Annotated in this window: 17 protein-coding genes and 3 tRNA genes; 3 read left to right on the forward strand and 17 right to left on the reverse strand. The window is 60.4% G+C overall.

Annotated elements, in window-relative coordinates; genetic code table 11:
• Positions 1–51 precede the first annotated feature (51 nt).
• The 9 genes from HMPREF2605_RS08645 to HMPREF2605_RS08680 all read right to left on the reverse strand — a co-directional run bounded on the left by HMPREF2605_RS08645 (position 52) and on the right by HMPREF2605_RS08680 (position 8,239).
• A tRNA-Gln gene (locus HMPREF2605_RS08645) sits at positions 52–123 on the reverse strand.
• Between the two features lie 477 nt (positions 124–600).
• Positions 601–676: transfer RNA gene (locus HMPREF2605_RS08650), tRNA-Gly, on the reverse strand.
• Between the two features lie 263 nt (positions 677–939).
• Positions 940–1,386, reverse strand: coding sequence for a hypothetical protein (locus HMPREF2605_RS08655; RefSeq protein WP_070848025.1), 447 nt, complete (start codon positions 1,384–1,386; stop codon positions 940–942).
• A 2-nt stretch (positions 1,387–1,388) separates the two neighbouring features.
• On the reverse strand, positions 1,389–2,900 hold the full coding sequence (gene gltX, locus HMPREF2605_RS08660; RefSeq protein ID WP_070848027.1) for a glutamate--tRNA ligase: 1,512 nt from the start codon (positions 2,898–2,900) through the stop codon (positions 1,389–1,391).
• Positions 2,901–2,957: 57 nt separating this feature from the next.
• A complete protein-coding gene (locus HMPREF2605_RS08665) occupies positions 2,958–3,710 on the reverse strand; it encodes a fumarylacetoacetate hydrolase family protein (RefSeq protein ID WP_070848030.1) in 753 nt (250 codons plus the stop codon).
• Positions 3,682–3,885, reverse strand: coding sequence for a hypothetical protein (locus HMPREF2605_RS09555; protein WP_168167598.1), 204 nt, complete (start codon positions 3,883–3,885; stop codon positions 3,682–3,684). Before HMPREF2605_RS09555 ends, HMPREF2605_RS08665 begins: the two co-directional genes overlap by 29 nt.
• A gap of 88 nt (positions 3,886–3,973) precedes the next feature.
• Entirely contained in the window at positions 3,974–5,071 is a 1,098-nt protein-coding gene (locus HMPREF2605_RS08670) for a branched-chain amino acid aminotransferase (RefSeq protein WP_070848032.1), read from the reverse strand.
• A gap of 374 nt (positions 5,072–5,445) precedes the next feature.
• Positions 5,446–6,501, reverse strand: a complete 1,056-nt coding sequence (locus tag HMPREF2605_RS08675) for a 3-isopropylmalate dehydrogenase (RefSeq protein WP_070848035.1) — start codon at positions 6,499–6,501, stop codon at positions 5,446–5,448.
• Between the two features lie 286 nt (positions 6,502–6,787).
• A complete protein-coding gene (locus tag HMPREF2605_RS08680; RefSeq protein ID WP_070848036.1) occupies positions 6,788–8,239 on the reverse strand; it encodes a transcriptional initiation protein Tat in 1,452 nt (483 codons plus the stop codon).
• A 586-nt stretch (positions 8,240–8,825) separates the two neighbouring features.
• Between HMPREF2605_RS08680 and HMPREF2605_RS08685 the strand changes: the two genes are divergently transcribed.
• Positions 8,826–10,238: a histidine kinase gene (locus HMPREF2605_RS08685; protein WP_210401047.1), complete on the forward strand. Its 1,413-nt coding sequence runs from the start codon at positions 8,826–8,828 to the stop codon at positions 10,236–10,238.
• A 41-nt stretch (positions 10,239–10,279) separates the two neighbouring features.
• Positions 10,280–11,140, forward strand: coding sequence for a response regulator (locus HMPREF2605_RS08690; RefSeq protein WP_070848038.1), 861 nt, complete (start codon positions 10,280–10,282; stop codon positions 11,138–11,140).
• Between the two features lie 172 nt (positions 11,141–11,312).
• On the opposite strand, the gene HMPREF2605_RS08695 is transcribed toward HMPREF2605_RS08690, so the two are convergent.
• The 8 genes from HMPREF2605_RS08695 to HMPREF2605_RS08730 all read right to left on the reverse strand — a co-directional run bounded on the left by HMPREF2605_RS08695 (position 11,313) and on the right by HMPREF2605_RS08730 (position 21,750).
• Positions 11,313–11,630 (reverse strand): nucleotidyltransferase family protein, encoded by a 318-nt coding sequence (locus HMPREF2605_RS08695; protein ID WP_049345616.1) that lies wholly within the window; start codon positions 11,628–11,630, stop codon positions 11,313–11,315.
• A 201-nt stretch (positions 11,631–11,831) separates the two neighbouring features.
• Positions 11,832–14,588: an ABC transporter permease gene (locus HMPREF2605_RS08700; protein WP_070848041.1), complete on the reverse strand. Its 2,757-nt coding sequence runs from the start codon at positions 14,586–14,588 to the stop codon at positions 11,832–11,834.
• A gap of 3 nt (positions 14,589–14,591) precedes the next feature.
• Positions 14,592–15,359: an ABC transporter ATP-binding protein gene (locus HMPREF2605_RS08705; RefSeq protein WP_005507396.1), complete on the reverse strand. Its 768-nt coding sequence runs from the start codon at positions 15,357–15,359 to the stop codon at positions 14,592–14,594.
• Positions 15,360–15,710: 351 nt separating this feature from the next.
• Entirely contained in the window at positions 15,711–17,255 is a 1,545-nt protein-coding gene (metG, locus tag HMPREF2605_RS08710; RefSeq protein WP_049349808.1) for a methionine--tRNA ligase, read from the reverse strand.
• A gap of 569 nt (positions 17,256–17,824) precedes the next feature.
• Positions 17,825–17,897, reverse strand: a tRNA-Lys gene (locus HMPREF2605_RS08715).
• Positions 17,898–18,111: 214 nt separating this feature from the next.
• A complete protein-coding gene (ilvC, locus tag HMPREF2605_RS08720) occupies positions 18,112–19,140 on the reverse strand; it encodes a ketol-acid reductoisomerase (protein WP_005508646.1) in 1,029 nt (342 codons plus the stop codon).
• Between the two features lie 307 nt (positions 19,141–19,447).
• Positions 19,448–19,948 carry an acetolactate synthase small subunit gene (gene ilvN, locus HMPREF2605_RS08725; RefSeq protein ID WP_070848044.1) on the reverse strand — a complete coding sequence of 167 codons (501 nt, stop codon included), beginning with the start codon at positions 19,946–19,948 and terminating at the stop codon, positions 19,448–19,450.
• Positions 19,948–21,750: an acetolactate synthase large subunit gene (locus HMPREF2605_RS08730; protein WP_070848047.1), complete on the reverse strand. Its 1,803-nt coding sequence runs from the start codon at positions 21,748–21,750 to the stop codon at positions 19,948–19,950. Before HMPREF2605_RS08730 ends, ilvN begins: the two co-directional genes overlap by 1 nt.
• A 461-nt stretch (positions 21,751–22,211) precedes the next feature.
• On the opposite strand from HMPREF2605_RS08730, the gene HMPREF2605_RS08735 reads away from it, so the two are divergent.
• Positions 22,212–22,751 (forward strand): hypothetical protein, encoded by a 540-nt coding sequence (locus HMPREF2605_RS08735; RefSeq protein ID WP_005505516.1) that lies wholly within the window; start codon positions 22,212–22,214, stop codon positions 22,749–22,751.
• Positions 22,752–23,428: the final 677 nt, after the last annotated feature.

The raw sequence follows: 23,428 nt of genomic DNA on the forward strand, positions 1-23,428 counted from the left end.
GGAGTACTAGGCCGCTATACGATGGGGCCGCAACCTCCATTAGGAGGTTAGCTGGGATACCAGGACTCGAACCTAGAACAAAGGAACCAGAAACCTTCGTGTTGCCAATTACACCATATCCCATTACCGTTCCGTTTCTCGCCTTTCGGCTTATCACCGGAACGAGTAATAACTATACGGGTCTTTCTGGAGGCGTGCAAGCCGAAATCTGGAGAGGCGCCTCACATTCACGGTTTTATGTCCGCTACTTCCGCGTGTTTCCGGGGTTTTTGGGGTTAAAAAGTTTTTTAAATTTCTTCAAAAAGAGGGTTTTGGGGCCGATTTTTCACCCTCAAAGCAGCTTCGAGGGGACTTGGAGAGTAGTTTTACCCCCTCCCCCGCACGCTTTGTGTCCCAAATTTTTTTGAAGATTTTTTCCTGCGCCGCCTCCCGATAGCCAGATGACCGGGCAGTCAGATAACCAGATAGCCAAAGCATCCCGGTAGCCAACCCACCCAAGCAACAACCTCGGGAAAGATCACAGGACCCGCTGCCCACGCCTCCAAAAACTAAAAACCCAGAGACAACGAAAAAGCCCCGAGGCGAACCTCGGGACCTTAGTGGAGCGGTTGACGAGACTTGAACTCGCGACATCCACCTTGGCAAGGTGGTGCTCTACCAACTGAGCTACAACCGCATGTTTTCGCTTTGAACTTTTCAGTTCGTCGCAACAACAGGTACTACTATACGAGCCTTTGCCGGGGTATGCAAACCAAACTCTTGCCACACTCCCCAAAATGGAGCCAGATTCACCCCAATAAAACATACTGACTAGTAGTTTTACAGGAAACACCCATCACAAAAAATATTCTCAAATTTATGAAAAATCCCCTTATCCGCCGGGTTTCTTCAGACTTTTCGGTCGTCAGATTCCCGCTGGATAAGGGGATTCTCTAGAGCTTAGTCGCTGCTACCGCCAGAGTCGCCTCCACCGGAATCGCCGCCGCCAGAGTAGTCGGAGCTGCTGTAGCTGCTGTAATCCGAACTGCTGGAGCTGCTGGAGCTTCCGGCGTCGAAGTCGCCCGCGTCCGGGTCGGGGCCCGGGTCCACGAAGTCGTCTTCGTCGTCCTCTTCACGCGAAGAGTCCGAGGTGTCTACGCCGTCAGACGAACTGCTGACGTCGCCGCCGCGGGCGTGCCGTGCCTGAGCTTCTTGAGCGTTCAGGGCGGCGCGCGCCTCGAAGTAGGCAGTCACGTATCCGAAGGCTGCCGCAACGACAACAGCGACCACCATCAAGACGGACTTGTCCATGTTGGCGATGTACAGAATCAGCCAGATAATGCAGGCGTTGGTGAGCGCCATGAGGGTGCCCTTGAGCAGCGCCTTCCCCATAATCGATTGATTCATGGCTAGCTCAGTTCAGCGGCAAGCTTGCGCAGACGTGCGAGGGAGGATTCCTTGCCCAGGATTTCCATGGATTCGAACAGCGGCGGGGAAATACGCTCACCGGACACTGCGATACGCACGGGGCCGAATGCGAGGCGCGGCTTGATTTCCAGGCCGTCGACGATTGCGGCGCGCAGGGCTGCCTCAATGTTGGCTGCGGTGAAGTCCTCGAGGGGCTCCAGAGCTTCGATTGCGGCGGCGAGGACCTGCGGTGCGGATTCCTTGAGCTGCTTGCGTGCGTCGTCTGCGGTGCTGATTTCTTCGTCAGCCTTGAAGAGGAATGCGAGCAGGCCGGGTGCTTCGCCGAGCAGCTGCATGCGCTCCTGAACGAGGGGTGCAGCTTCGGTGAGGACCTGCTCTTCACGCTCGGTGAGGGTTTCACCGAGTACGCCTGCAGCCTGCAGGTACGGGATGAGGCGGTCGCGGAAGTCCTTGGGGTCGAGCGCACGGATGTGGTCGCCGTTGATGGACTCTGCCTTCTTTACGTCGAAGCGTGCAGGGTTGGCAACAACGTCGTGTACGTCGAAGTGCTCGACGAGCTCGTCGATGCTGAAGACGTCCTGGTCTGCGGAGAGGGACCAGCCCAGCAGGGACAGGTAGTTCAGCAGGCCTTCCTTGATGAAGCCGGAGTCGCGCAGCAGGAAGAGGTTCGACTCGGGGTCGCGCTTGGAGAGCTTCTTGTTGCCCTGACCCATGACGTAGGGCAGGTGGCCGAACTCGGGGATGAAGGTGGTCACGCCGGTGTCGATGAGCGCGCGGTAGAGCGCGATCTGACGCGGGGTGGAGGAGAGCAGGTCTTCGCCGCGCAGCACGTGGGTGATGCCCATGAGTGCGTCGTCGACGGGGTTCACGAAGGTGTACAGCGGGTCGCCGTTGGAGCGCACAACCACGTAGTCGGGCACGGTGCCAGCCTTGAAGGTGATTTCACCACGGACCAGGTCGTTGAAGGTGATGTCCTCGTCGGGCATGCGCAGACGCCACACGGGCTTGCGGCCCTCGGCGCGGTAGGCTTCCTTCTGCTCTTCGGTGAGGTTACGGTCGTAGTTGTCGTAGCCGAGCTGCGGGTCCTGACCGGCTGCCTTGCGGCGCTCCTTCACCTCGTCGGGGGTGGAGAAGTCTTCGTACACGTAGCCGCCCTCAACGAGCTTCTGGAAAATCTCGTTGTAGATGCCTGCGGTCTTACGCTCGGACTGGCGGTAGGGCTCGTGGGGGCCGCCGACGCCGACGCCTTCGTCCCAGTTGATGCCGAGCCAGTGCAGGGATTCGAGCACCTGGTTGAACGACTCTTCGGAGTCGCGTGCCGCGTCGGTGTCTTCGATGCGGAAGATCAGCTTGCCGCCGGTGTGGCGTGCGTATGCCCAGTTGAAGAGGGCGGTGCGGACCATGCCCACGTGCGGGGTGCCGGTGGGCGAGGGGCAGAAACGCACGCGGGTGTCTGCGGGGCTGTTGAGTACGGGACCGTGGTATTCGGTCATGATGTCTCCTTGACGGTGTGTTTCAGGATGTACGTTACGTTTTTGGGTGCGGGCTGCTTAGTCGCGCACGCGGGTGACGAGGGAGCCGATACCTTCGACTTCAACCTCTACTTCGTTGCCGTCGCGCAGTACGCTGATGCCGGCGGGGGTGCCGGTGAGCAGTACGTCGCCGGGCAGCAGGGTGAAGATTTCGGAGGCTGCGGCAACCTGTTCGGCTACGGAGTAGTGCATTTCGGAGGTGTTGCCTTCCTGCACGACGTCGCCGTCAACCCAGGTGGTGATGTTCAGCGAGTCGGTGTCCAGGTCGGTTTCGATCCAGGGGCCGAGCGGGGTGGAGCCGTCGAAGCCCTTGGCGCGGGTCCACTGGCGGTCTTCGAGCAGGTCGCGGGCGGTGAGGTCGTTTGCCACGGTGTAGCCGAAGATGACCTCGTGCACGCGCTCAAGAGGCACGGACTTGGCGATACGACCGATAATGACGGCGAGTTCACCTTCTGCGCTGACGGCTTCGGAGTACTCGGGCAGGGTCACGGGGTCGCCGGGGCCGATGACGGTGGTGTTGGGTTTGAGGAAGAACTGCGGGGAGGCGGGCGCCTCGGTTCCAGCCCAGGTTGCGATCGCTCCAATCACCTTGGAGCGGGGGATGATCGGGGCGAGCAGGCGCACCTGGTCGATGGGGTAGGTGGTGCCGGTCGGTTCGATGCCCGAGTAGAAGGGGTCGCCGGCGAGTACGCGCAGGGTTTCTTCGCCTGCGTCGCCTTCTACCAGCCCGAAGTGGAGCTCATTATTTACGGTAAATCGTGCAATACGCATACTTTCTAGGGTACCAGCCTTCGAGGGCGGCGGCGGGTCGGGTTTTAGCGGGGTCGGGTTCGGCGGGGCGGGTTTTATCGAGGGACGGCGGCGGGGTGCGCCTCTCCTCCCCTGTCCTCGCATTATCAACGCCGCGCGCAATATTCGCCGAGCACAGCATCACCGGGCACGTCATTTTCCTGGCACAGTGAATCCCCGCGGGTTGCTCACCGCGCGACGTACGGGGTCGGGCGGGGCATCCTGCGGGGATTTCGCGTGAGAGATTAGATGAGGCGGGTCATCCAGCCGTGGCGGTCCTCAACGGTGCCGAGCTGAATACCGACAAGCTCTTCGCGCAGGCTCTTGGAGATTTCGCCGAAGTGCTCGGTGGGTGCCGGGATTTCGAAGTCTTCTGCCTTGAGCTTGCCGATGGGTGCGACCACTGCTGCGGTGCCGCAGGCGAAGATTTCGGTGATGTCGCCGTTTGCCACGCCTTCACGCCATTCGGTGAGGGTGATTGCGCGCTCTTCGACGGTCATGCCGCGGTCCTTGGCAAGCTGAATCAGCGAGGAGCGGGTCACACCCTCCAGGATGGTGCCGGTCAGTTCGGGGGTGACAATCTTGTTTTCCTTGCCGAAGATGAAGAACACGTTCATGCCGCCGAGCTCTTCGATGGCGTCGCCGCGGTGCGGGTCCTTAAAGATAACCTGCTTGCAGCCGTGCTTTTCACCCTCGGTCTGGGCGATCATGGATGCTGCGTAGTTACCGCCGCACTTTGCCGCACCAGTGCCGCCTTCGCCTGCACGGGCGTAGGTGGTGGAGAGCCAGATGTCCACGGGTTCGGGGGTGCCGAAGTAGTTACCTGCGGGCGAGCCAATCACGTGGTACTGCACGTGGCGTGCGGGGCGAACGCCCAGGAACGCCTCGGTTGCGATCATGAAGGGGCGGAAATAGAAGGCTTCACCGTCGCCGGTGGGCACCCACGATTCGTCCGCCTTAATCAGCTGGCGCAGGGACTCAATGAAGGTCTCGGCGGGCAGCTGCGGTAGGGAGAGACGATGTGCGGAGTTCGCGAAGCGTGCCGCGTTCTTTTCGGGGCGGAAGGTCCACACGGAACCGTCAGCGTGACGGTAGCCCTTGATGCCCTCGAAGATTTCCTGGCCGTAGTGGAACACGGATGCTGCGGGGTCGAGGACGAGCGGGCCGTAGGGGTGAACTCGTGCGTCGTACCAGGTGCCACCGGTCTTGTAGTCGCCTTCCCAGTCGATGGTGACCATGTGGTCGGTGAAGTAGTCACCGAAGCCGGGGTTTGCAAGGATTTCGGCGCGGCGTTCGGCGGTGGCGGGTGACTGGTTTGCTTCGTGGCTGAATTCGATGGCCATCGTTCTGCGTTCCTCTTTGTCTAGTTGCTTGTGCAGGCGTTCTTTGATTCGCGGTTCTCGCGTCGGGGCGTAGAACCGGTGTGTGCCGCCGGGCGCGTTGTCGTGCGGGGCAGATGGTGCATCTAGCGGTCTGTGCTAGTCGGATGCATTGCAGTGAGTGGTGGAGGGTGTCCACCGCCGAGGTGCCGGGCGGGTGTGCCTGACCTGTTTTAGAGTACCGGAAAGATGCGTTTGCCGCATGCGCACCTTTTCTCTCATTCAGGATGTGAACAGGTGAAGCCCGGAAGGTGTGTTCCTTCCGGGCTTCACGGGTGTTTTGCGTTCAGCGGCTACGGCTGGCGGGTTTTAGCCGAGCCAATTTTAGCCAGGTGAGCTTAGCCTAGGCGTGCGAGTACGTCCGCGCCGACCTGATCGGTACCGCGCACGGTGGCGCCGTTTTCGCGCATATCTGCCTCGACAGCGTCCTCAATGCGGGCTGCGGCTGCATCGTGGCCGAGGTGGCGCAGCAGCATGGCACCGGCGAGGATTGCGGCGGTGGGGTTTGCCTTGTTCTGGCGGGCGATGTCCGGTGCGGAGCCGTGTACGGGCTCGAACATGGAGGGGAACTCGCCGACGGCGTTGATGTTGCCGCTGGCGGCGTAGCCGATACCGCCGGTGACTGCACCTGCGAGGTCGGTGATGATGTCGCCGAAGAGGTTGTCGGTGACGATCACATCGAAGCGGGCGGGGTCGGTGACCATGAAGATGGTGGTCGCGTCAATGTGCAGGTAGTCGGTCTCAACCTCGGGGAATTCAGCCGCGATTTCGGTGAAGTAGCGGTTGTAGAGGCGACCTGCGTGGGTGAGCACGTTGGTCTTGTGCACGAGGGTGACCTTCTTGCGGCGGGTGGATGCCAGCTCGAAGGCGTAGCGTACCAGGCGCTCCACACCGTGTGCGGTGTTGAGGGAGACTTCGGTGGCGATTTCGTGCGGGGTGCCGCCGCGGATGACTCCGCCGTTGCCGATGTAGGGGCCTTCGGTGCCTTCACGCACAACCACGAAGTCGATGTTGCCGGGGTTGGCGAGCGGGGAGACTGCGCCGGGGTACAGGCGGGAGGGGCGCAGGTTGATGTAGTGGTCGAAGGCGAAGCGCAGTTTCAGGAGCATTTCGCGTTCGATGAGGCCGGAGGGAATCTTGCCGCTGCGCGGGTCTGCGCCGATGGCGCCAAAGAGGATCGCGTCGTGCTGCTTGAGGGCGTCCATGGTGGACTCGGGCAGGGTTTCACCGGTTTCCAGCCAGTGCTCGGCGCCGAGCTTGTAGTGGGTGGGGGTTACGGTGATGTTTTCGAGCTCGCAGGCGCGGGTGAGGATGCGCTGGGCTTCGGTAATGATTTCGGGGCCGATGCCGTCGCCGGGGATGACGGCGAGGTCGATGCTACGTGCTTCAGTCATGCCTCTACCCTAATACGCACCACGGGTGGGCGGTAGAGTGTGCGGGCGGGTTCTCAGACTCTGGGCTAGACGGCGCCTGACTAGCTGTAGCTCCTGCCATGCCACTCCCCCTACCCTTCTGGTTCGACTCGGCGCCCACTGGCTTCTGGGGTTCTGGATTCTGGAGTTCTGGATTCTGTGGTGTTCAGCTTCTGCCGATTAAAACAATATTCCCCGGCTGATAATTCAGCCGGGGAATATCGTTATGAGTTCTCACTCAGAGTGAGGACCCTAGATGCTACTGCTATTAGGAGCGCTTGCAGAAGGTAATCTTCACGGAACCGGGGTTACGTACGCCGGATGCGTTACCACCGTTGCCTGCGGACTTGATGGAGCCGTCAGTTACGCTAGGAGCAAGGTAGGAGCCACCTGCGCCACCGGAACCTGCCTGCATCAGTGCGCCAACGTTCTGGCGGTAACGAGTGGGCTCTTCGTTACCGTTCCACTTCTGGGAGGTAATGATGGAGGAGAGGCCGCGAGCAGCACCGGAGCCACCGCCACCGTAGCCTGCGCCACCACCTGCGGAGACAACGGTCTGGTGACCGTTGAAGGACTTGAGGGTGGAGTCCTTGTCCAGGTTGGTCTTATCGTTGAGGTTAACAGGGTTGGTCGCATGAACGATTTCCAGCTTGGAGATATCGTTGTTGTCGATCTGGTAGGAGTATGCGAAGACACCGTCGCCACCCTTACCATCGAAGCCGTTACCACCGGTTTCACCTGCGGTGGAGGAGCTGAAGAGCACCTGCTTGTTCTGGCTCTTGAAGCCAATAACACCGAAGACATTAGCCTTTTCGTTGTACAGCAGGGGCTGCTCGCCACCGGCACCACCGGTACCGTTGCCGCCGCCCTTACCGCCGGCAACCTTCATAGCGGTGCCATCAGTAGTGTGCGGCTTCAGAACGGAGTAGTGAGAGATAGAGGTCTCTGCGTCGCTACCGGTTGCTGCGGATGCGTCTGCACCTGCGGGCAGAACGGACTTAACCGCGGTGTCACCCAGAGTGGTGGTACCTGCGTTGACTGCATTGGGGTTGAAGAACTTGTCCTTGGTGTCAAGCACGTTGTTGGTAGCGGGCTGGGTACGGATACCCGCACCACCACCGCCACCTGCCAGAGCAACAACTGCGCCGTCGATGAGCAGAGCAGAGGAGCCACCGCCGGAACCGCCATACACGGCTGCCTTCATGTCGCTGTCAGTACCAGGGTACTTAGCATCAACCAGAGCCTTAGCGTCTGCGGGAATAGCCTGGGCGTTTACGTCACCGCCGTTACCGTAGCCTTCACCACCGGTTGCCGGACGGGTACCCCAGACGTAGTACTGCTTCTTCGGGGTGGCTTCGTTACCAAGCACGCGCTCCAGGTAAGCTACACCACCGGCAGCTGCGACCAGTTCAACAACCTGGCCTTCCTTGACGGGGATTGCACCGGTCAGAGATGCACCGGAACCACCCTTGACCGACGAGGAACCGCCACCTGCGCCACCAACAACCTCGAAGATAATCTTGTCAACCTTGGCGGGAACAGTGAACTTCTGAGTGTTCTTGTTACCGGAGGGCTGACCGGAGATGGTGTAAGCTGCGGAACCTTCGGGCTCGCAAACGGTGGAGGAAGCAAAAGCGGGAACTGCAGCGGAAGCTGCGACAACCGGAGCAGCCCATGCTGCGCCAGCGACAACCTTGCGGCGAGAAATGTTAGTAGACATGTATGTCCTTCGAGAGTGATGTCATTTTGAGGAATAAAAGTTATCACCCGCCGTCGTGCGCGGCGAAGAACGTCACCTGATGAGATTCGAGTGAGCGAAGCAGGTTTGCACCTAACCTCTTGGTGATAACGACATAATGTTGTATCCCGCTCCCCTATACAGGGAGGTGCATCAGAGCGCTTGGTGTTCGCCCTGCGAGGCCTTAGACCTCGGGCGCAGATTTCGGGTACGGCTAAAACTATACCCATCAAGGACCTGTACCGCAATGGTTCCAAAAATGGCTTGATGAGGGGGTTTTCCTTAAACTCTCTGCCTTAGTTGAAGGTTTTTCAACCAAAATAGGTTACTTAAGGGAGTTTCAAGTCTCTTAAACCCGAATTCGAACCCCATACAACCCCAAACTCTCAAGCTTTAGTTGAATAAATAATCTACAAAAAAGTAATTAAGGTCACTAAAAATAGCCGTTTTTGGCGTGTCATACTCACTCAAGCACACACCCACACACACAAACCCACAAAATATCCCTGCATGTGAGAGCAGAAAAGGGGTTCCCGACCCCTCACAAACACCCCGATACACTGGAAGCATGCCCCTCAAGCGCACCCAACCCCAGAAGAACCCACCCCGCACCGCTGAGACCGCCGAATCAGGCCACGCCGTAACGCATACCCGCGGCATCTCAGAAAGCAGCGACCTGCCCGCCGACGCAATCACCGCCTCCAGCCGCGTGCAAAGCTACCTCAGAGACAAACGCGGCTGGATGAACGTCCTCGTCGTCGCGCACATGCAGTTCTTCTGCTGCGTACTCTCCGTTGCCTTCATCAACGGCTACGGCTGGATCCCGCTCATCTCCGCGCTCTGCAGCACCACCGCGCTCTACTTCCGCTACCGCTTCCCCTACGGCAGCATCTACGTGGTCATCGCGGCGCTCTGTCTCACCCTCGTGACCCCCTTCCCCGACTCACTCGTCATCACCTGCTACCCGCCGGTCAGCCTCGCCGCCTACCACACCGGCAGGCACTGGACCCGCCGCGCACGATTCCGTGCCCTCATTCTCGGCTGGGTCGGCGCACTCGCCGTCACCGTGCAGGCCTCGCTCTCGTTCCTCTACCATTGGGACGACATACCCGCCCGCATCTTCATCTCCCTGATGCTCGGCGTGCTCTGCGGATCCATCTTCACCGTCTTCTGGTTCCTCGGCGACTCCCGCCGCATGCGCGAACTGCGCAGCGAAGAATTCAAAGAACGCGCCCGCCGCCTCGAATACGAGCAGGAACAGGAACGCCGCCTCGCCGCGCAGGACGAACGCACCCGCATCGCCCGCGAAATGCACGATATTGTGGCACACTCGCTGTCCAGCATTATTTCTCAGGCGGATGGGGCACGCTATGCCGCTGCGAGCGCCCGCACCGCACGCGCACAGCAGACAGAACAGGCTCAGCAGGCGGGTCAGGCTCAACAGCAGAGCGCGCCGGATATTGCGGAGCAGACCCTCGAACTCATCGCAGACACGGCACGCGACTCCCTCACCCAGATGCGCTCCCTCCTCGGGCTACTCCGCACGGACGAGGCAACCGCCTACGCACCCGTGCCCACCCTCAACGATGTGCCCGCCCTCGTGGAGCAGAGCCGCCGCGCCGGGCTGCCCGTCACCTTCACCGGAATCACCGGCACCATGGCACGCACCCTACCGCAGGGCGCAGAACTCGCGGCATACCGCACCGTGCAGGAGGCGCTCACCAATGCGCTCAAGCACTCCCCCGGCGCGGCAACCACCGTCACCATTCACTGGGGTGATGAAGGACTGGAACTGCGGGTTGAGAACGAACCGGTTTCCTCTGCCGCGGCTCAGCACATTGCTCGCCCGGTCCCCGGCAGCGGTAACGGTCTGCGCGGCATGAGCGAGCGTATCGCCCTCTACCACGGCGCCCTCACCTACGGTCTGCAGCCCGACGGCGGCTGGCTCGTTGAGGCGGCGCTCCCCTACCGCGACCTCTAATACCCGCGCCCTCTACTACCTCGTAATCTAGGATTGAAACTATGTACTCTTCTGCACCACAGACTTCTGCACCACAGACCACCCAGCCGATCCGCGTGATGCTCGTTGACGACCAGCGCCTAGTGCGCGGCGGCTTGAGCATGCTCGTGAACTCCCAGCCGGACCTGCAGGTCGTTATGGAGGCTGACGACGGCCTGGCGGCTATTGACGTTTTTGACCGCATGGTGTCTGAGGGGCAGGCGCCGCAGGTCATCCTCATGGATGTGCGCATGCCGCACTGCGACGGGCTGGAGGCTGCGCGCCGCATCCTGGAGCGTGACGCTCAGCGTGGCGTGGCTGAGGAGGAGCGGGTGCGCATTATTATGCTCACGACCTTCGACATTGACGAGTACGTGTATTCGGCGGTGCGTGCGGGCGCGAGCGGTTTCTTGTTGAAGGACACCCCGCCGGAGCAGCTGCTGGAGGCGATTCGTACGGTGCACCGCGGCGATGCGGTGATTGCGCCGTCTGCGACTCGCCGCCTGTTGGAGCAGATGATTCCGGTGCTGGACTCCCCCGCTGTTGCTCCCGTTGCTCCTGCCGCGCCTGTTCCTGAATCTGCTCCTGTTGCTCCCCCGGCTACTTCTGAACTTCCTAAGGCGACGTTTATTCCGGCTGAGCATGCAAGCCTTGAGCCTGTGCAGGATTATCCGCATCGTGAGTTGATTGAGCAGTTGTCGCCGCGTGAGTTTGAGGTGCTGGGTTTGATTGCGCGTGGCTTGTCGAATGCGGAGATTACGCGGGAGCTGGTGCTTTCGGAGGCGACGGTGAAGACGCATGTGTCGCATGTGTTGGCGAAGTTGGGTGCGCGTGATCGTGTGCAGGCGGTCATTATGGCGTATGAGGCGGGTATCGCCCACTAGCGCTCCCTTATATAAGGGCACAGCAGAATAGAGAGCACGGCAGACTAGAGGACACAGCGAAGCCCCGGCGGGCGCCTCCTGATCGAGGCACCCTCCGGGGCTCTTTAGTTAAGTAGTTTCTTCTATCTCGTCGATGATTCGTTCAAAGTCGCTCATCAGCTCAGGCAACTTCTTATAGCGGTAGCTCCACCATGTCCGGTTCTGCCTCCGCATAGATGCGGGGGCGCAACCGGGTGACCATATCAACGCTACGGCCGGTCAGCTGTTCAATGCGGTGCTGAGCATCGACCATCTGCATGAACTCGTCAAAAGGGGCCGCCCCCGGCATCTGCACCAAAAAATCCAGGTCGCTGGTTTCGGTCAGCTCACCGCGGGCGGCGCTGCCGAAGAGTCGGGCACGGCGCACACCAGCGTCACGGAGGATCTGAAGAACCTCCGCTTCATGGGGTAGCGTGTACCCGCGACGCAGATTGGGGTGGCTAGTGCTCATACACCCATCATACGCGCAAAGCCATGCTACAGGTCAGCTCCAAGAATCTGAGGGCACAAACCAAGCGCAGCAGAAATATATAGGGCACAACCAAATAGAGGACACGGCAAAGCCCCGGCGGGCGCCTCCTTATCAGGGGCACCCTCCGGGGCTATCTCACGCCGAGTATCCGGGTTTGCCGGGTACTGTAACTATGCCGGGTTAGCCGCGCATACCCTCAACCGGGGACATGCGAGCCGAACGAGCCGCCGGCAGAGCCGAAGCGAGCATCGCGGCGAGCACACCCACAATGAGGATGACCACGTACCAGACGTACGGCAGGTCAAGCACGAGCGGGGCGCTGGCGCTCGCGGATGCCATCACGATCTTCGCGGAGACCGTGCCGATGACCGTACCGGCAATCATGCCGAGCATCACTGCGGCGAGCGTAATCAGAATCGCCTCAATGGAGATCATGCGGCGCAGCTGCTTGCGGGACAGGCCTAGCGAGCGGAGCATCGCGTTCTCGCGGCGGCGTTCGTTGACCGACAGGGTCATCGTGTTCGCCACACCAATGATGGAGATGACCACTGCGAGCATGAGCATCACCAGGGTGAAGGTCAGCATGACGGTCAGCAGCTGGTCGAACGTCTGGCGCTCCTGCAGGCCACCGTTGAATGAGTTGTCCGGGCTGATTCGGTTCAGCGCAGTCTGCAGAGTTGAGCTTTCACTGCTAGTCAGCGGGGAGGCGGCACGCACCAGAATGACGGTGCCGTTACCGCGTGCCTGGCTGGTGACGGTCAGCTTTGCGGCCTTTGCCTGAGCTTCCTGATCGCCGCTCGCAATTGCTTCTTCCATGCGCTTCTGAGCTTCCTCAGCGGCGGGGTTGGCAACTGCCTGCGGGTTCTTGGCGTCCTGCAGCTTGGCGGCGGTGGTCGGGTTGACAATCAGCAGGTGCTGCTTGGTTTCAGACTTGACGGGCTTGAGTTCCAGTTCGCCAAGCGGGCCGCGCGCCTTCAGACGGCTGGACTCATTCAATCCAGCGGACTTCCAGAGTCCCTGAGGTACCAGCACGGTATCGTCAGCAAGGTTCGAGTTTTCGTCCGGCAGGATTGCCTTCAAATCGGAGGAGCTCAGCGCCACCAGGTCAGCGTTCTGGTTGACGCTCTGGCCTTCGTACTCGACGGTGTAGTCAACCACGCCGGCGGCGTAACCAACAGCGGATGCCTGAACGTTCTTAATGCCCTTGACCTTGGAGGCAATTCCCTCCGCCTTGGTCACGGTAGAAGCCGCCTCAGACTGGTCATACGAGCTGTACTTCGCCTGCGCAGAAATCGGGTACTGCTGGTCCAGAGCCTTGACGAACGATGCGCTCAGAACCGTGTAGCCGGTCAGCACAGTCGACACGACCAGGGTGCCGACGAGCACAGCACGGCCGGTGGAGACGGTTCGCTTGGGCGAACGCAGTGCGTTGGCGAGCGCGAGCTTACCGGTCTGGGTGCGGGTGACCTTACCGAGGGCACGTACCAGCGGGGGCAGCACCAGCGGGGTGATGAGGAAGACCGCAATACCGAGCAGCAGTGCGGCGAGCATGCCGAGGAAGATCGCGGAGTTACCGTCACGCTCCGTGCTGGTTGCCTTATCGAGAGCAGCCACAACAGCAACCACGCCACCGATGGCGAAGAGCATACCGAAGATCGGGCCGATCTTGCCGGGCTTGCTGACTTCGCGGTTGGTGTGCTCGCTCATCGCGCTGATGGGCGAGATGCGCAGGGCGCTTCGTGCCGGGGAGAGCGACGCCAGAACCGTGACGATGGTGCAGATCAGGGTACTGATAATCACCGGGGTGATTGAGTACGAGATCATGAAGGTGGTCAGGTTCGCACCAACCAGCGCGCCAACCAGGTAGGTCAGCAGTGCACCGATGAGGGAGAACACCACGCCCACGGTAATGGATTCGATGAGTAGCATCCGTACAAGGGAGCCGCCGCGGGCACCGAGGGTGCGCAGCAGAGCCAGTTCACGGATGCGCTGGCCGACCAGCACCGCGAAGGTGTTGGAGATGACGAACGAGGAGACCAGCAGAGCCAGTGCTGCGAAGGCACCCAGGACCACGCTAATGGAGGTGAAGACCGTGGAGATGGTCTTCTGGTAGTCCTCCAGCAGCTTCTGACCGGTCATGACGCGCGGGTCGTTCTTGGTGTCGCCGCTGCTGAGGGTATCCTGCAGGCTCTTGAGTTTGGCGTCGGTTACGCCGTCCTTGAACTTGAGGTAGATGAGGTTCGCGCCAGCCATGTTCCGGTAGCCTGCCGCGGAGCTCTTGTTTTCTGTCTCGGCTGCTTTCAGGGTGGCTTCGCCGAGGCTGGTGCCGCCAATGAAGACAGCCTGATTGGTGGTGGAGCCTTCAAAACCGGGGTCGAACAGACCGACGACGGTGTATTCGGCGGTCTTATCAGTACCGGGGGCGCTGACGGATTCTACAACGTCGGTGCTGGTGACCTTGCCGTTCAGCGAGAGGTTATGCTTCTTCGCGAAGTAGGTGGAGACCATGATTTCGTGGTCGCTACTGGGGATTTTGCCCTGCACCTTGTACGGGAAGAGGCTCGAATCGGCGGGCAGCTGGTTGTACTGCACGGGGGTTTTCTGATCGCCGGTACCGATCGAACCCGTGACGGCGTACTGCACCCAGTAGCCGGAGAGCAGGTCGCTCTTTTCTACTTTCTGAATCTGATCACGAGTCAGGTAGATAGAGGTGCTGTCTTTACCGTCGCTGGTTGTAGCGGCGGAGGCGACGACCGCCTCGGCGCGGGAGAGCACGTCACCAACGGAGGAGTTGACGGTCGCCTGCAGCGAGTTGGTGAGCATCATAATGGCTGCGATGAAGAAGGAGGAAATCGCGATGCCTATGCCCGTGAGGACGTATTTTCCTTTGGAGGCGCGCAGATTGGAGCGCGCCACCGTGTTCAGTGTGGTTGCCACGGCTTATCGACCTTCCAGCTGTGCCATTGCGCCGAGCACGGCGTCGTAGGTGGGTTCGATCATTTCGCCGGCGACCATGCCGTCCTTGATGAAGACCACGCGGTCTGCGTAGGAGGCGGCGTTTGCGTCGTGGGTGACCATGAGGATGGTCTGTGCGTGGTCGGTTGCGGCGGCACGTAGCAGGCGCAGCACCTCGGCGCCGGAGTTGGAGTCGAGGTTACCGGTCGGTTCGTCGGCGAAGACCACTTCGGGGCGTGCGAGCAGGGCGCGCACGATGGCGACGCGCTGCTGCTGACCGCCGGAGAGCTGTTCGGGGCGGTGGTCGAGGCGGGTTTCCAGGCCGAGGGTCTTAACTAGGTAGTCGCGCCACTGCGGGTCCGGCTTCTTACCGGCAAGGCCCAGGGGCAGGTCAATGTTCTGGCCCGCGGTGAGGGTGGGCACCAGGTTGAACGCCTGGAAGATGAAGCCGATGTGTTCGCGGCGGAATTCGGTGAGGGCGTTGTCCTTCAGACCGAAGAGCTCGGTACCGCCAATACGGATGGAGGTTGCCGGGTTCGGGTCGGGGGTGTCCAGGGTTGCGATGGTCTGCATCAGCGTGGACTTACCCGAGCCGGAGGGACCCATAATGGCGGTGAACTTGCCCTGCTCAAAGTCGACGGAGACGTTGTTGAGGGCGTGGACGGTGGCTTCACCCATGCCGTAGGTTTTAGAAAGGTTTCGTGCGGAGACGGCAACCTGTGCCGTCTGTGCGTGAGGAGTTGTCGTAGTCATAGTTCAATTATTTCACGCAGCATGGCGCTGACTACAGGGTTTTTCTCATCCTCCAGGTTGATTTTGGCGGGTGTTCACCGGGTCCTGACCTGCGGATGCGCAGATTCCCCACTCATTCCACGGGCTGAGGTGAGCCTGAGGCGGGCTGGGCGGGGCACCGGCATCATCCTTAAGGATGAGTGGCGGCTCACCCGGCGTTCTCACCCTGCACCCCTACCCCGTACCTCTGCCTCCCATCTCTGCCCGCGCCTACACATATATATGTATGCGAAAAGCCCCCGGCTCCTCCCCCCATTCGGGGTCAGGAAGCCGAGGGCTTTCATACGCTATTCGCTATTGCAGAAGCAGCTGTTATGCCTTGGGTGCTTCGTAGCGGGGGAACACCGGTGCGGGTGCGGGCAGTTCGGTGCCGGGCACGAGTGCGGTGCCGAGGGCTGCGAACTGGCGTGCGTCGCCTTCGGGTACACCGAGCAGGGTCAGCAGCTTGGCGGTCGAGTCGGGCATGACGGGCTGCAGCAGCAGGGCGACCTGGCGTACGACCTCAAGGGTTACGTACAGCACGGTGTTCATGCGGTCGAGTTCGCCGTTCTTGCGCAGGGTCCAGGGTTCCTGTTCTGCGAAGTAGGCGTTGGTGTCTGCGAGGACGGTCCAGATGCGCTCGAGTGCGCGGTGGAATGCCTGCTCGTCGAAGTCTGCACGGACGGGCTCGTAGAGGGCTGCCGCCTGGTCGAGGATCTGGCGGTCGGCTTCGGTGAATTCGCCGTGGGTGGGGACGGCACCGCCGCAGTTCTTGGCGACCATGGACAGGGAACGCTGGGCGAGGTTGCCGAGGTTGTTTGCCAGGTCGGAGTTGATGCGGTTGATGATGGACTCTTCGGAGTAGGAGCCGTCCTGACCGAAGGACACTTCACGCATGAGGAAGAATCGTACGGCGTCCAGGCCGAACGCGTTGACAAGGTTTGCGGGGTCGACGACGTTACCGACGGACTTGGACATCTTCTCGCCGTTGACGAGCAGGAAGCCGTGGCCGAAGACGCGCTTGGGCAGTTCGACTCCGGCGGACCACAGGAATGCGGGCCAGTAGATGGAGTGGAATCGGGTGATGTCCTTACCGATGAGGTGCAGGTCGGCGGGCCAGTACTTGGTGAACAGCTCGTTGTCGGTGTCGGGGTAGCCGAGGCCGGTCAGGTAGTTGGTGAGGGCGTCGACCCACACGTACATGACGTGCTTGTCGTTGCCGGGTACGGGTACGCCCCAGTCGAAGGTGGTGCGGGAGATGGACAGGTCGTTGAGGCCGCCCTTGACGAAGGAGATGAGTTCGTTGCGGCGGGATTCGGGGTAGACGTAGCCTTCGTTGGCGTAGAGTTCGAGGAGCTTGTCGCCGTACTTGGAGAGGCGGAAGAAGTAGGATTCTTCTTCGGTCCATTCGACTTCGGTGCCGGTGGTGATGGCGTAGCGCTGGCCGTCGCGGACTTCGGTTTCGTCTTCTGCGTAGTAGGCTTCGTCGCGTACGGAGTACCAGCCGGCGTACTTGTCGAGGTAGATGTCGCCGTTTTCTTCCATGCGCTTCCAGATGGCCTGGGATGCGACATAGTGGTCGGGGTCGGTGGTGCGGATGAAGCGGTCGTAGCTGATGTTCAGCGCGTCGTTCATTGCTTTGAAGCGTGCGGAGTTCTCGTCGGCGAGTTCCTTAGCGGTCTTACCGAGCTTCTCGGCGGTGGTCTGCATCTTCTGGCCGTGCTCGTCGGTGCCGGTCATGAAGCGCACGTCGAAGCCGTCGAGGCGCTTGAAGCGGGCTAGCACGTCGGCTGCGATGGTTTCGTAGGCGTGGCCGATGTGCGGGTTGCCATTGGGGTAGGAGATGGCGGTGGTGATGTAGAACGGAGTTGCAGTCATAACTTTCAGTTTACCGCAGTCTTAGGTACGACTCTCACCGGGGTTACACTCTGATATGCAACAAACACCCAACCACCAGGCAACACGCTAAACCGCGACAGCCCTCCCCCGCCCCAGTTCGCTAGGCACGGGGCGCACACGAAACCACCGCGAATCTACCGCGACCCCAGCGGGATTAGCTCGAGGTTCGGCACCCTCCTCGCTCCTACAGGGGCACCCGCCCTCGCTTCGCTTCGGGCACCCTGATGTCGCTACGGAGGCCACCGAAACCTCCACGCACCCGCCTAACCGGTGCAGCTACGTTTTCCGGAAGCGCCCTCAGGGTGTCACACGGACGCTCTCCGTTGCGAAGCGAGGAGGGGCGGAGCGTCCGGGCGACGGGTGCCCCTGCGTAGGCGCGGAGGAAACATGTAGCGCACCCCGTAGTCTTGGGAGACGCGAGGTACCCACCCACCCAACCCCTGCAGGAGCGAGGACGAACACCGATTCCTCAACCCATGAAGACTGCATTTCAAGGGGAACGCAAAAATCCCGCCGATTCCGAAGAATCAGCGGGATTTTCTTTGAAGTGCGCCCCCTGGGACTCGAACCCAGAACCCATTGATTAAGAGTCAATTGCTCTGCCAATTGAGCTAGAGGCGCTTATTTGTTTTTCAGGGTTTCCCCTGCAACAAGTAAATACTATACGGCATTCCGTGAGTGCCTGCAACTTGAATAAGCATGAACTGTATCACATATTTGACAGGTGGTGCGCTTTGGCCGGAAAACGCAAGAATCCGGCGCCCCACCTCTCTCCCCCTGTAGCGGAGTGTGGGTGGTGCACCGGATTCTTATAAAGCTATTGCTGAGCTACCGTTTAGCGAGCGACGGAACCTTCGGTGTAGTCGTCGTCAACGGAGTTCCAGGAGAACAGCTCGCGCAGCTTGCGGCCGGTTGCCTCGATGGGGTGTGCCTCGCCCTTTGCACGCAGTTCCTTGAACTCGGGTGCGCCTGCAGCCTGGTCTTCCATGAAGCGCTTTGCGAAGTTGCCGTTCTGGATGTCTGCCAGGACAGCCTTCATGTTTTCCTTGACCTCGGGGGAGATCACGCGGGGGCCGGAGACGTAGTCGCCGTACTCTGCGGTGTCGGAGATGGACCAACGCTGCTTAGCGATGCCGCCCTCGATCATCAGGTCGACGATGAGCTTGAGCTCGTGCAGGACCTCGAAGTATGCGATTTCGGGCTGGTAGCCAGCCTCGGTCAGAACCTCGAAGCCGTACTGGACGAGCTGGGAGGTGGAGCCGCAGAGGACTGCCTGCTCACCGAACAGGTCGGACTCAGTCTCTTCGGTGAAGGTGGTCTTGATGACGCCTGCGCGGGTTGCGCCGAGGCCCTTTGCGTAGGACAGTGCCAGTGCGAGTGCTTCGCCGGATGCGTCCTTCTCAACTGCGACCAGGGCGGGAACGCCGCGGCCTGCTTCGAATTCGCGGCGGACGGTGTGGCCGGGGCCCTTGGGGGCGACCATTGCCACGTCGACACCCTCGGGTGCGGTGATGTAGCCGAAGCGGATGTTGAAGCCGTGTGCGAAGAACAGTGCGTTGCCGGGCTTCAGGTGGGGTTCGATGCTCTCTGCGTAGACCTTTGCCTGGACCTGGTCCGGGGTCAGGATCATGATGACGTCTGCTTCTGCTGCTGCTTCTGCAACGGTTGCGACGCGCAGGCCTTCTGCCTCAGCCTTGGCACGGGACTTGGAGCCCTCGGACAGACCGACGATGACCTTCACGCCGGAGTCACGCAGGTTCAGTGCGTGTGCGTGGCCCTGGGAGCCGTAGCCGATAACTGCTACGGTGCGACCCTGGATCAGGGAGAGGTCTGCGTCGTCGTTGTAGAAAATGGTTGCTGCCATTTCTTCTCCTCAGTAAGTTTGGTATGCGGCCCAGGCTGGGCTCAACATTGACTATTCTACTTGATAGCTTTTGGGGTGCAGGTTTACGAGAGCACTTCTCAGATTGTGGCTCAAGATTTTATAACCTGCAGAGTTTATGGGGTACTGCATCTATTTCTTTGGTATTGGGGTGCCTAGGTAGAGAAATCACCTAGTAGAGAAAGAAATAGAGAGTACCTGATGCTCCCCCGCCCGCACTGCGAATACGTGTGTTTCGGTTGTGCGGGCGGGAGAACTGCTACGGGAATGTAGCGTCAGGTATTTTGTGCTAGATGCGCTCGCTCATGGCGCGGGGGCCACGTGCCAGGCCGATGGTGCCTGCGCGAACAATTTCGCGAACACCGTAAGGCTCCAGAACATCCAGCAGTGCGTTGAGCTTCTCCTCAGAACCGGTTGCCTCGATGACAACAGACTCAGGGGAAACGTCAATCACAGATGCGCGGAACAGGTCAGCTGCCTGAACGATCTGCAGGCGGACTACGGGGTCTGCCTTGACCTTGATCAGGATGTGACCACGCTGGGTGGAGGATTCTGCGGGAAGCTCGACGACCTTCAGCACGTGAACCAGCTTGTTCAGCTGCTTGGTGATCTGTTCCATGGTGTGGGAGTCACCTTCGGTTACGACGGTGATGCGGGATACACCGGGGTTTTCGGTGGGGCCCACAGCCAGGGAGAGGATGTTGAACAGGCGGCGGGAGAACAGGCCGGAGACGCGGGTGAGAACGCCCGGCTTATCTTCTACCAGAACGGACAGAGTGTGCTGAGACATTAGTTCTCTCCCTCACGATCGAACTCGGGCGAAGTGTTCTTCGCAATCCAAATCTTGTCATTAGATACGCCTGCCGGGACCATGGGCCAGACGAGGGCGTGGGGGCTGACGGTGAAGTCAATGACGACGGGGCGGTCGTTGATTTCGAGGGCAGCCTTGATGGTTGCGTCCACGTCTTCGTCGCGTTCGCAGCGGAAGGTTGCGCAGCCGTATGCTTCGCCGAGCTTGACGAAGTCGGGGATGCGTACGGTGCCGTGGCCGTCCTTCAGGTCGGTGTTGGAGTAGCGCTCGTTGTAGAACAGAGTCTGCCACTGGCGCACCATGCCGAGGGAGGAGTTGTTGATGATGGCAACCTTGATGGGGATGTTGTTCTGTGCGCAGGTGACCAGTTCCTGGTTGGTCATCTGGAAGCAGCCGTCACCGTCGATGACCCAGACGGTGGAGTCGGGGTGTGCGACCTTTGCGCCCATGCCGGCGGGAACGCCGTAGCCCATGGTGCCGAGGCCTGCGGAGCTGACGAAGTGGCGGGGGCTTTCCTGCTGGATGTAGTGTGCACCCCACATCTGGTGCTGGCCAACGCCGGTGACGTAGTATGCGTCGGGGCCGGTGAGGGCGCTGATGCGCTCGAGAACGTACTCGGGGGAACCGAGGCCGTCGGTGGGCTTCTCGTAGCCGAGCGGGTAGTCCTTGCGGATGACGTTGAGCTCGTTCCACCATTCGGTGAGGTTCGGCAGCTGCTGTGCGAACTCGGTGGAGAGCAGGTCGGTCAGCTCAGGCAGAACGTACTTGAGGTCGCCGACGATCGGCACGTCTGCGAAGCGAATCTTCGAGATTTCTGCCGGGTCAACGTCGATGTGGATGACCTTAGCTTCGGGTGCGAAGGAGCCGAGCTTACCGGTGACGCGGTCGTCGAAGCGTGCGCCGAGGGTGATGAGCAGGTCAGACTTCTGCATTGCGGCGACGGCGGGGACGGTGCCGTGCATGCCGGGCATGCCGAGGTTCTGCGGGTCGGAGTCGGGGAACGCGCCGATAGCGTTCAGGGTGGTGACGACGGGCGCGCCGATGAGCTTAGCCAGCTTGTGGAACTCTTCGGAGGCACCGGAGCGTACCAGGCCACCGCCGACGTAGAAGACGGGGCGCTTGGATTCGGTGATGAACTTTGCGGCTTCGTGAATCTGCTTGGAGTGGCCACGGGTAACGGGGGTGTAGCCGCGCAGCTCCAGGTCTTCGGGGATGCCGCGGTATTCCATCATGCCGACCTGTGCGTCCTTGGTGACGTCCACGAGCACGGGGCCGGGGCGGCCGGTGGATGCAATGTGGAATGCTGCAGCCAGTGCGCGGGGGATGTCCTGCGGGTCGGTGATCATGAAGGAGTGCTTGGAGATGGGCATTGCCATGCCGACGATGTCGGCTTCCTGGAATGCGTCGGAGCCGAGCAGTGCGGTGGACACCTGGCCGGTGATTGCGACGAGGGGGACGGAGTCCATGTTTGCGTCTGCGATTGCGGTCAGCAGGTTGGTTGCGCCGGGGCCGGAGGTTGCGATGCACACGCCGGTCTTGCCGCTGGACACTGCGTAGCCCTGGGCTGCGTGGCCTGCGCCCTGCTCGTGGCGGACCAGGATGTGGCGGACCTTCTTGGAGTCGTACAGGGGGTCATAGGTCGGCAGAATAGCTCCACCAGGCAGGCCGAATACGTCAGTCACACCCAGATCTTCGAGGGTGCGGACGATTGCCTGAGAACCGGTCATGCGTTCTGCGGGAGCGTTTGCCGCGTCATCAGAAGTGGAAAATCCCATGGTCATGGAAATGCCTCGTGTCTTAATGGTTCTTCGTTGTACTCAATGTTCTGCGTGGGGTTTGTGTGATTCTCACGCATCCTATGCCCGGGGGTACCAAGCTATAAAAAATGCCCCTCGCTGTTGGTGGTAGCGGTAGGGGCGCTCAGTCGCAGTGAATAGACCCTGCCACTCGCCCTAGGCGACGTCGACAAGGTTTAGAATTCGCTGGAACATTGCTGTCTTCACCCTTCTATGGTGCGCCCCGAGAGGGGGTGAGTCAAATCTCTATCGGCCAACACACCCGTTTTTGTTCATAAAGGCGCAGGTCGAATACTTTCTTTCATGATGTGGACACCTTGTGCGCGTGCGTGCACTCTTGGGCGCTCATTTGAACAGGTGAGAAAAACTCGCATTTTTGGACGTCATGGCGCGTAATATGTGCGAATACTCGTGACCTTCGTTGGTTGCCCCGGTAGACTGAAGCTATGACCGAACCGATTATCACGGTCGCTGATGAGCTGACCGAAGCAAGTAAGTACGCAGAGGTTGTTGACCCCCGTAACTCTGTTGAGAGTAGCGAGTTTTTGACGGGTGAGGAACTGATTCGGGTTCTGCACCCGGTTTTTGACGAGCAGATTATTAATTACGGTGCATACAATTTGGTGTATGCGACGGGCCGTGCGGTTTACCGTAATCCTGATTTGGCGTTGCACCAGTATCCTGATCAGCAGCATTTTATTGTGGGTTATCAGGATGCGCCGGATGAGGTGATTATTGCTCCGGTGAATTTGCCTGCGTTGACGCCTGCGGGTACGGCTACGACGATTGATAATACGAATGCGCTGCATGCTTACCGTGTGGGTGATGATGCGGTGACGATTGAGTCGGTGAATGGCAGCTCGTTTTATTTGTCGTTTGAGGATAATGCTGAGGTTGCGACTCGTTTTGGCACTGGTCTGCTGGAGCAGGGTAAGGATGTTGAGGATTTCCGTGAGTTTGTGACGCGGATTTGGCCGGTCCTGTAGCCGTGTGACTTTTTGAGGTGAATGCCCGCTACTGTCTTGTGACGGTGGCGGGCTTTCGTATGCCTTGAGTCTGCCACATTGCTGGCTTGAGGTGCGGTGCACGTCCTCGCTCCTACAGGGGCACCCGCCCTCGCTTCGCTTCGGGCACCCTGATGTCGCTACGGACGGCACCGGCGCCTCTGCGCGCACCAGGCTAACCACCACGCAACACACTAAAAGGCGACAGCCCTCCCCGCCCCACACGCAAAACACCCAACCACCAGACAACAGGCTAAACCGCGACAGCCTCCCCCCACTCCAGTTCGCTAGGCACGGGGCGCACATACTGAACCACCGCCTAACCCAACGGACCGGCGAGATTTCGCGAACCACTGAACCACAGGACGTAAAGAGGAGCGGGGCGGCACATCGGTAGCGCGCCGCGTTTTCCGGATGCGCCCTCAGGGTGTCAGCCCGGACGCTCTCCGTTGCGAAGCGAGGAGGGGCGGAGCGTCCGGGCGACGGGTGCCCCTGCGTAGGCGCGGAGGAAACATGCGGCGCGCATCATCAGAGACAAAGCCGGATACAAGCTCCTCAAGCCCAAAAACTGTATTTATTCAGGGAACGCAAAAATCCCGCCGATTCCTAAGAATCAGCGGGATTTTCTGTGAAGTGCGCCCCCTGGGACTCGAACCCAG

This window comes from Rothia sp. HMSC065C03, assembly GCF_001837295.1.
In the GTDB taxonomy this organism is placed as follows: domain Bacteria; phylum Actinomycetota; class Actinomycetes; order Actinomycetales; family Micrococcaceae; genus Rothia.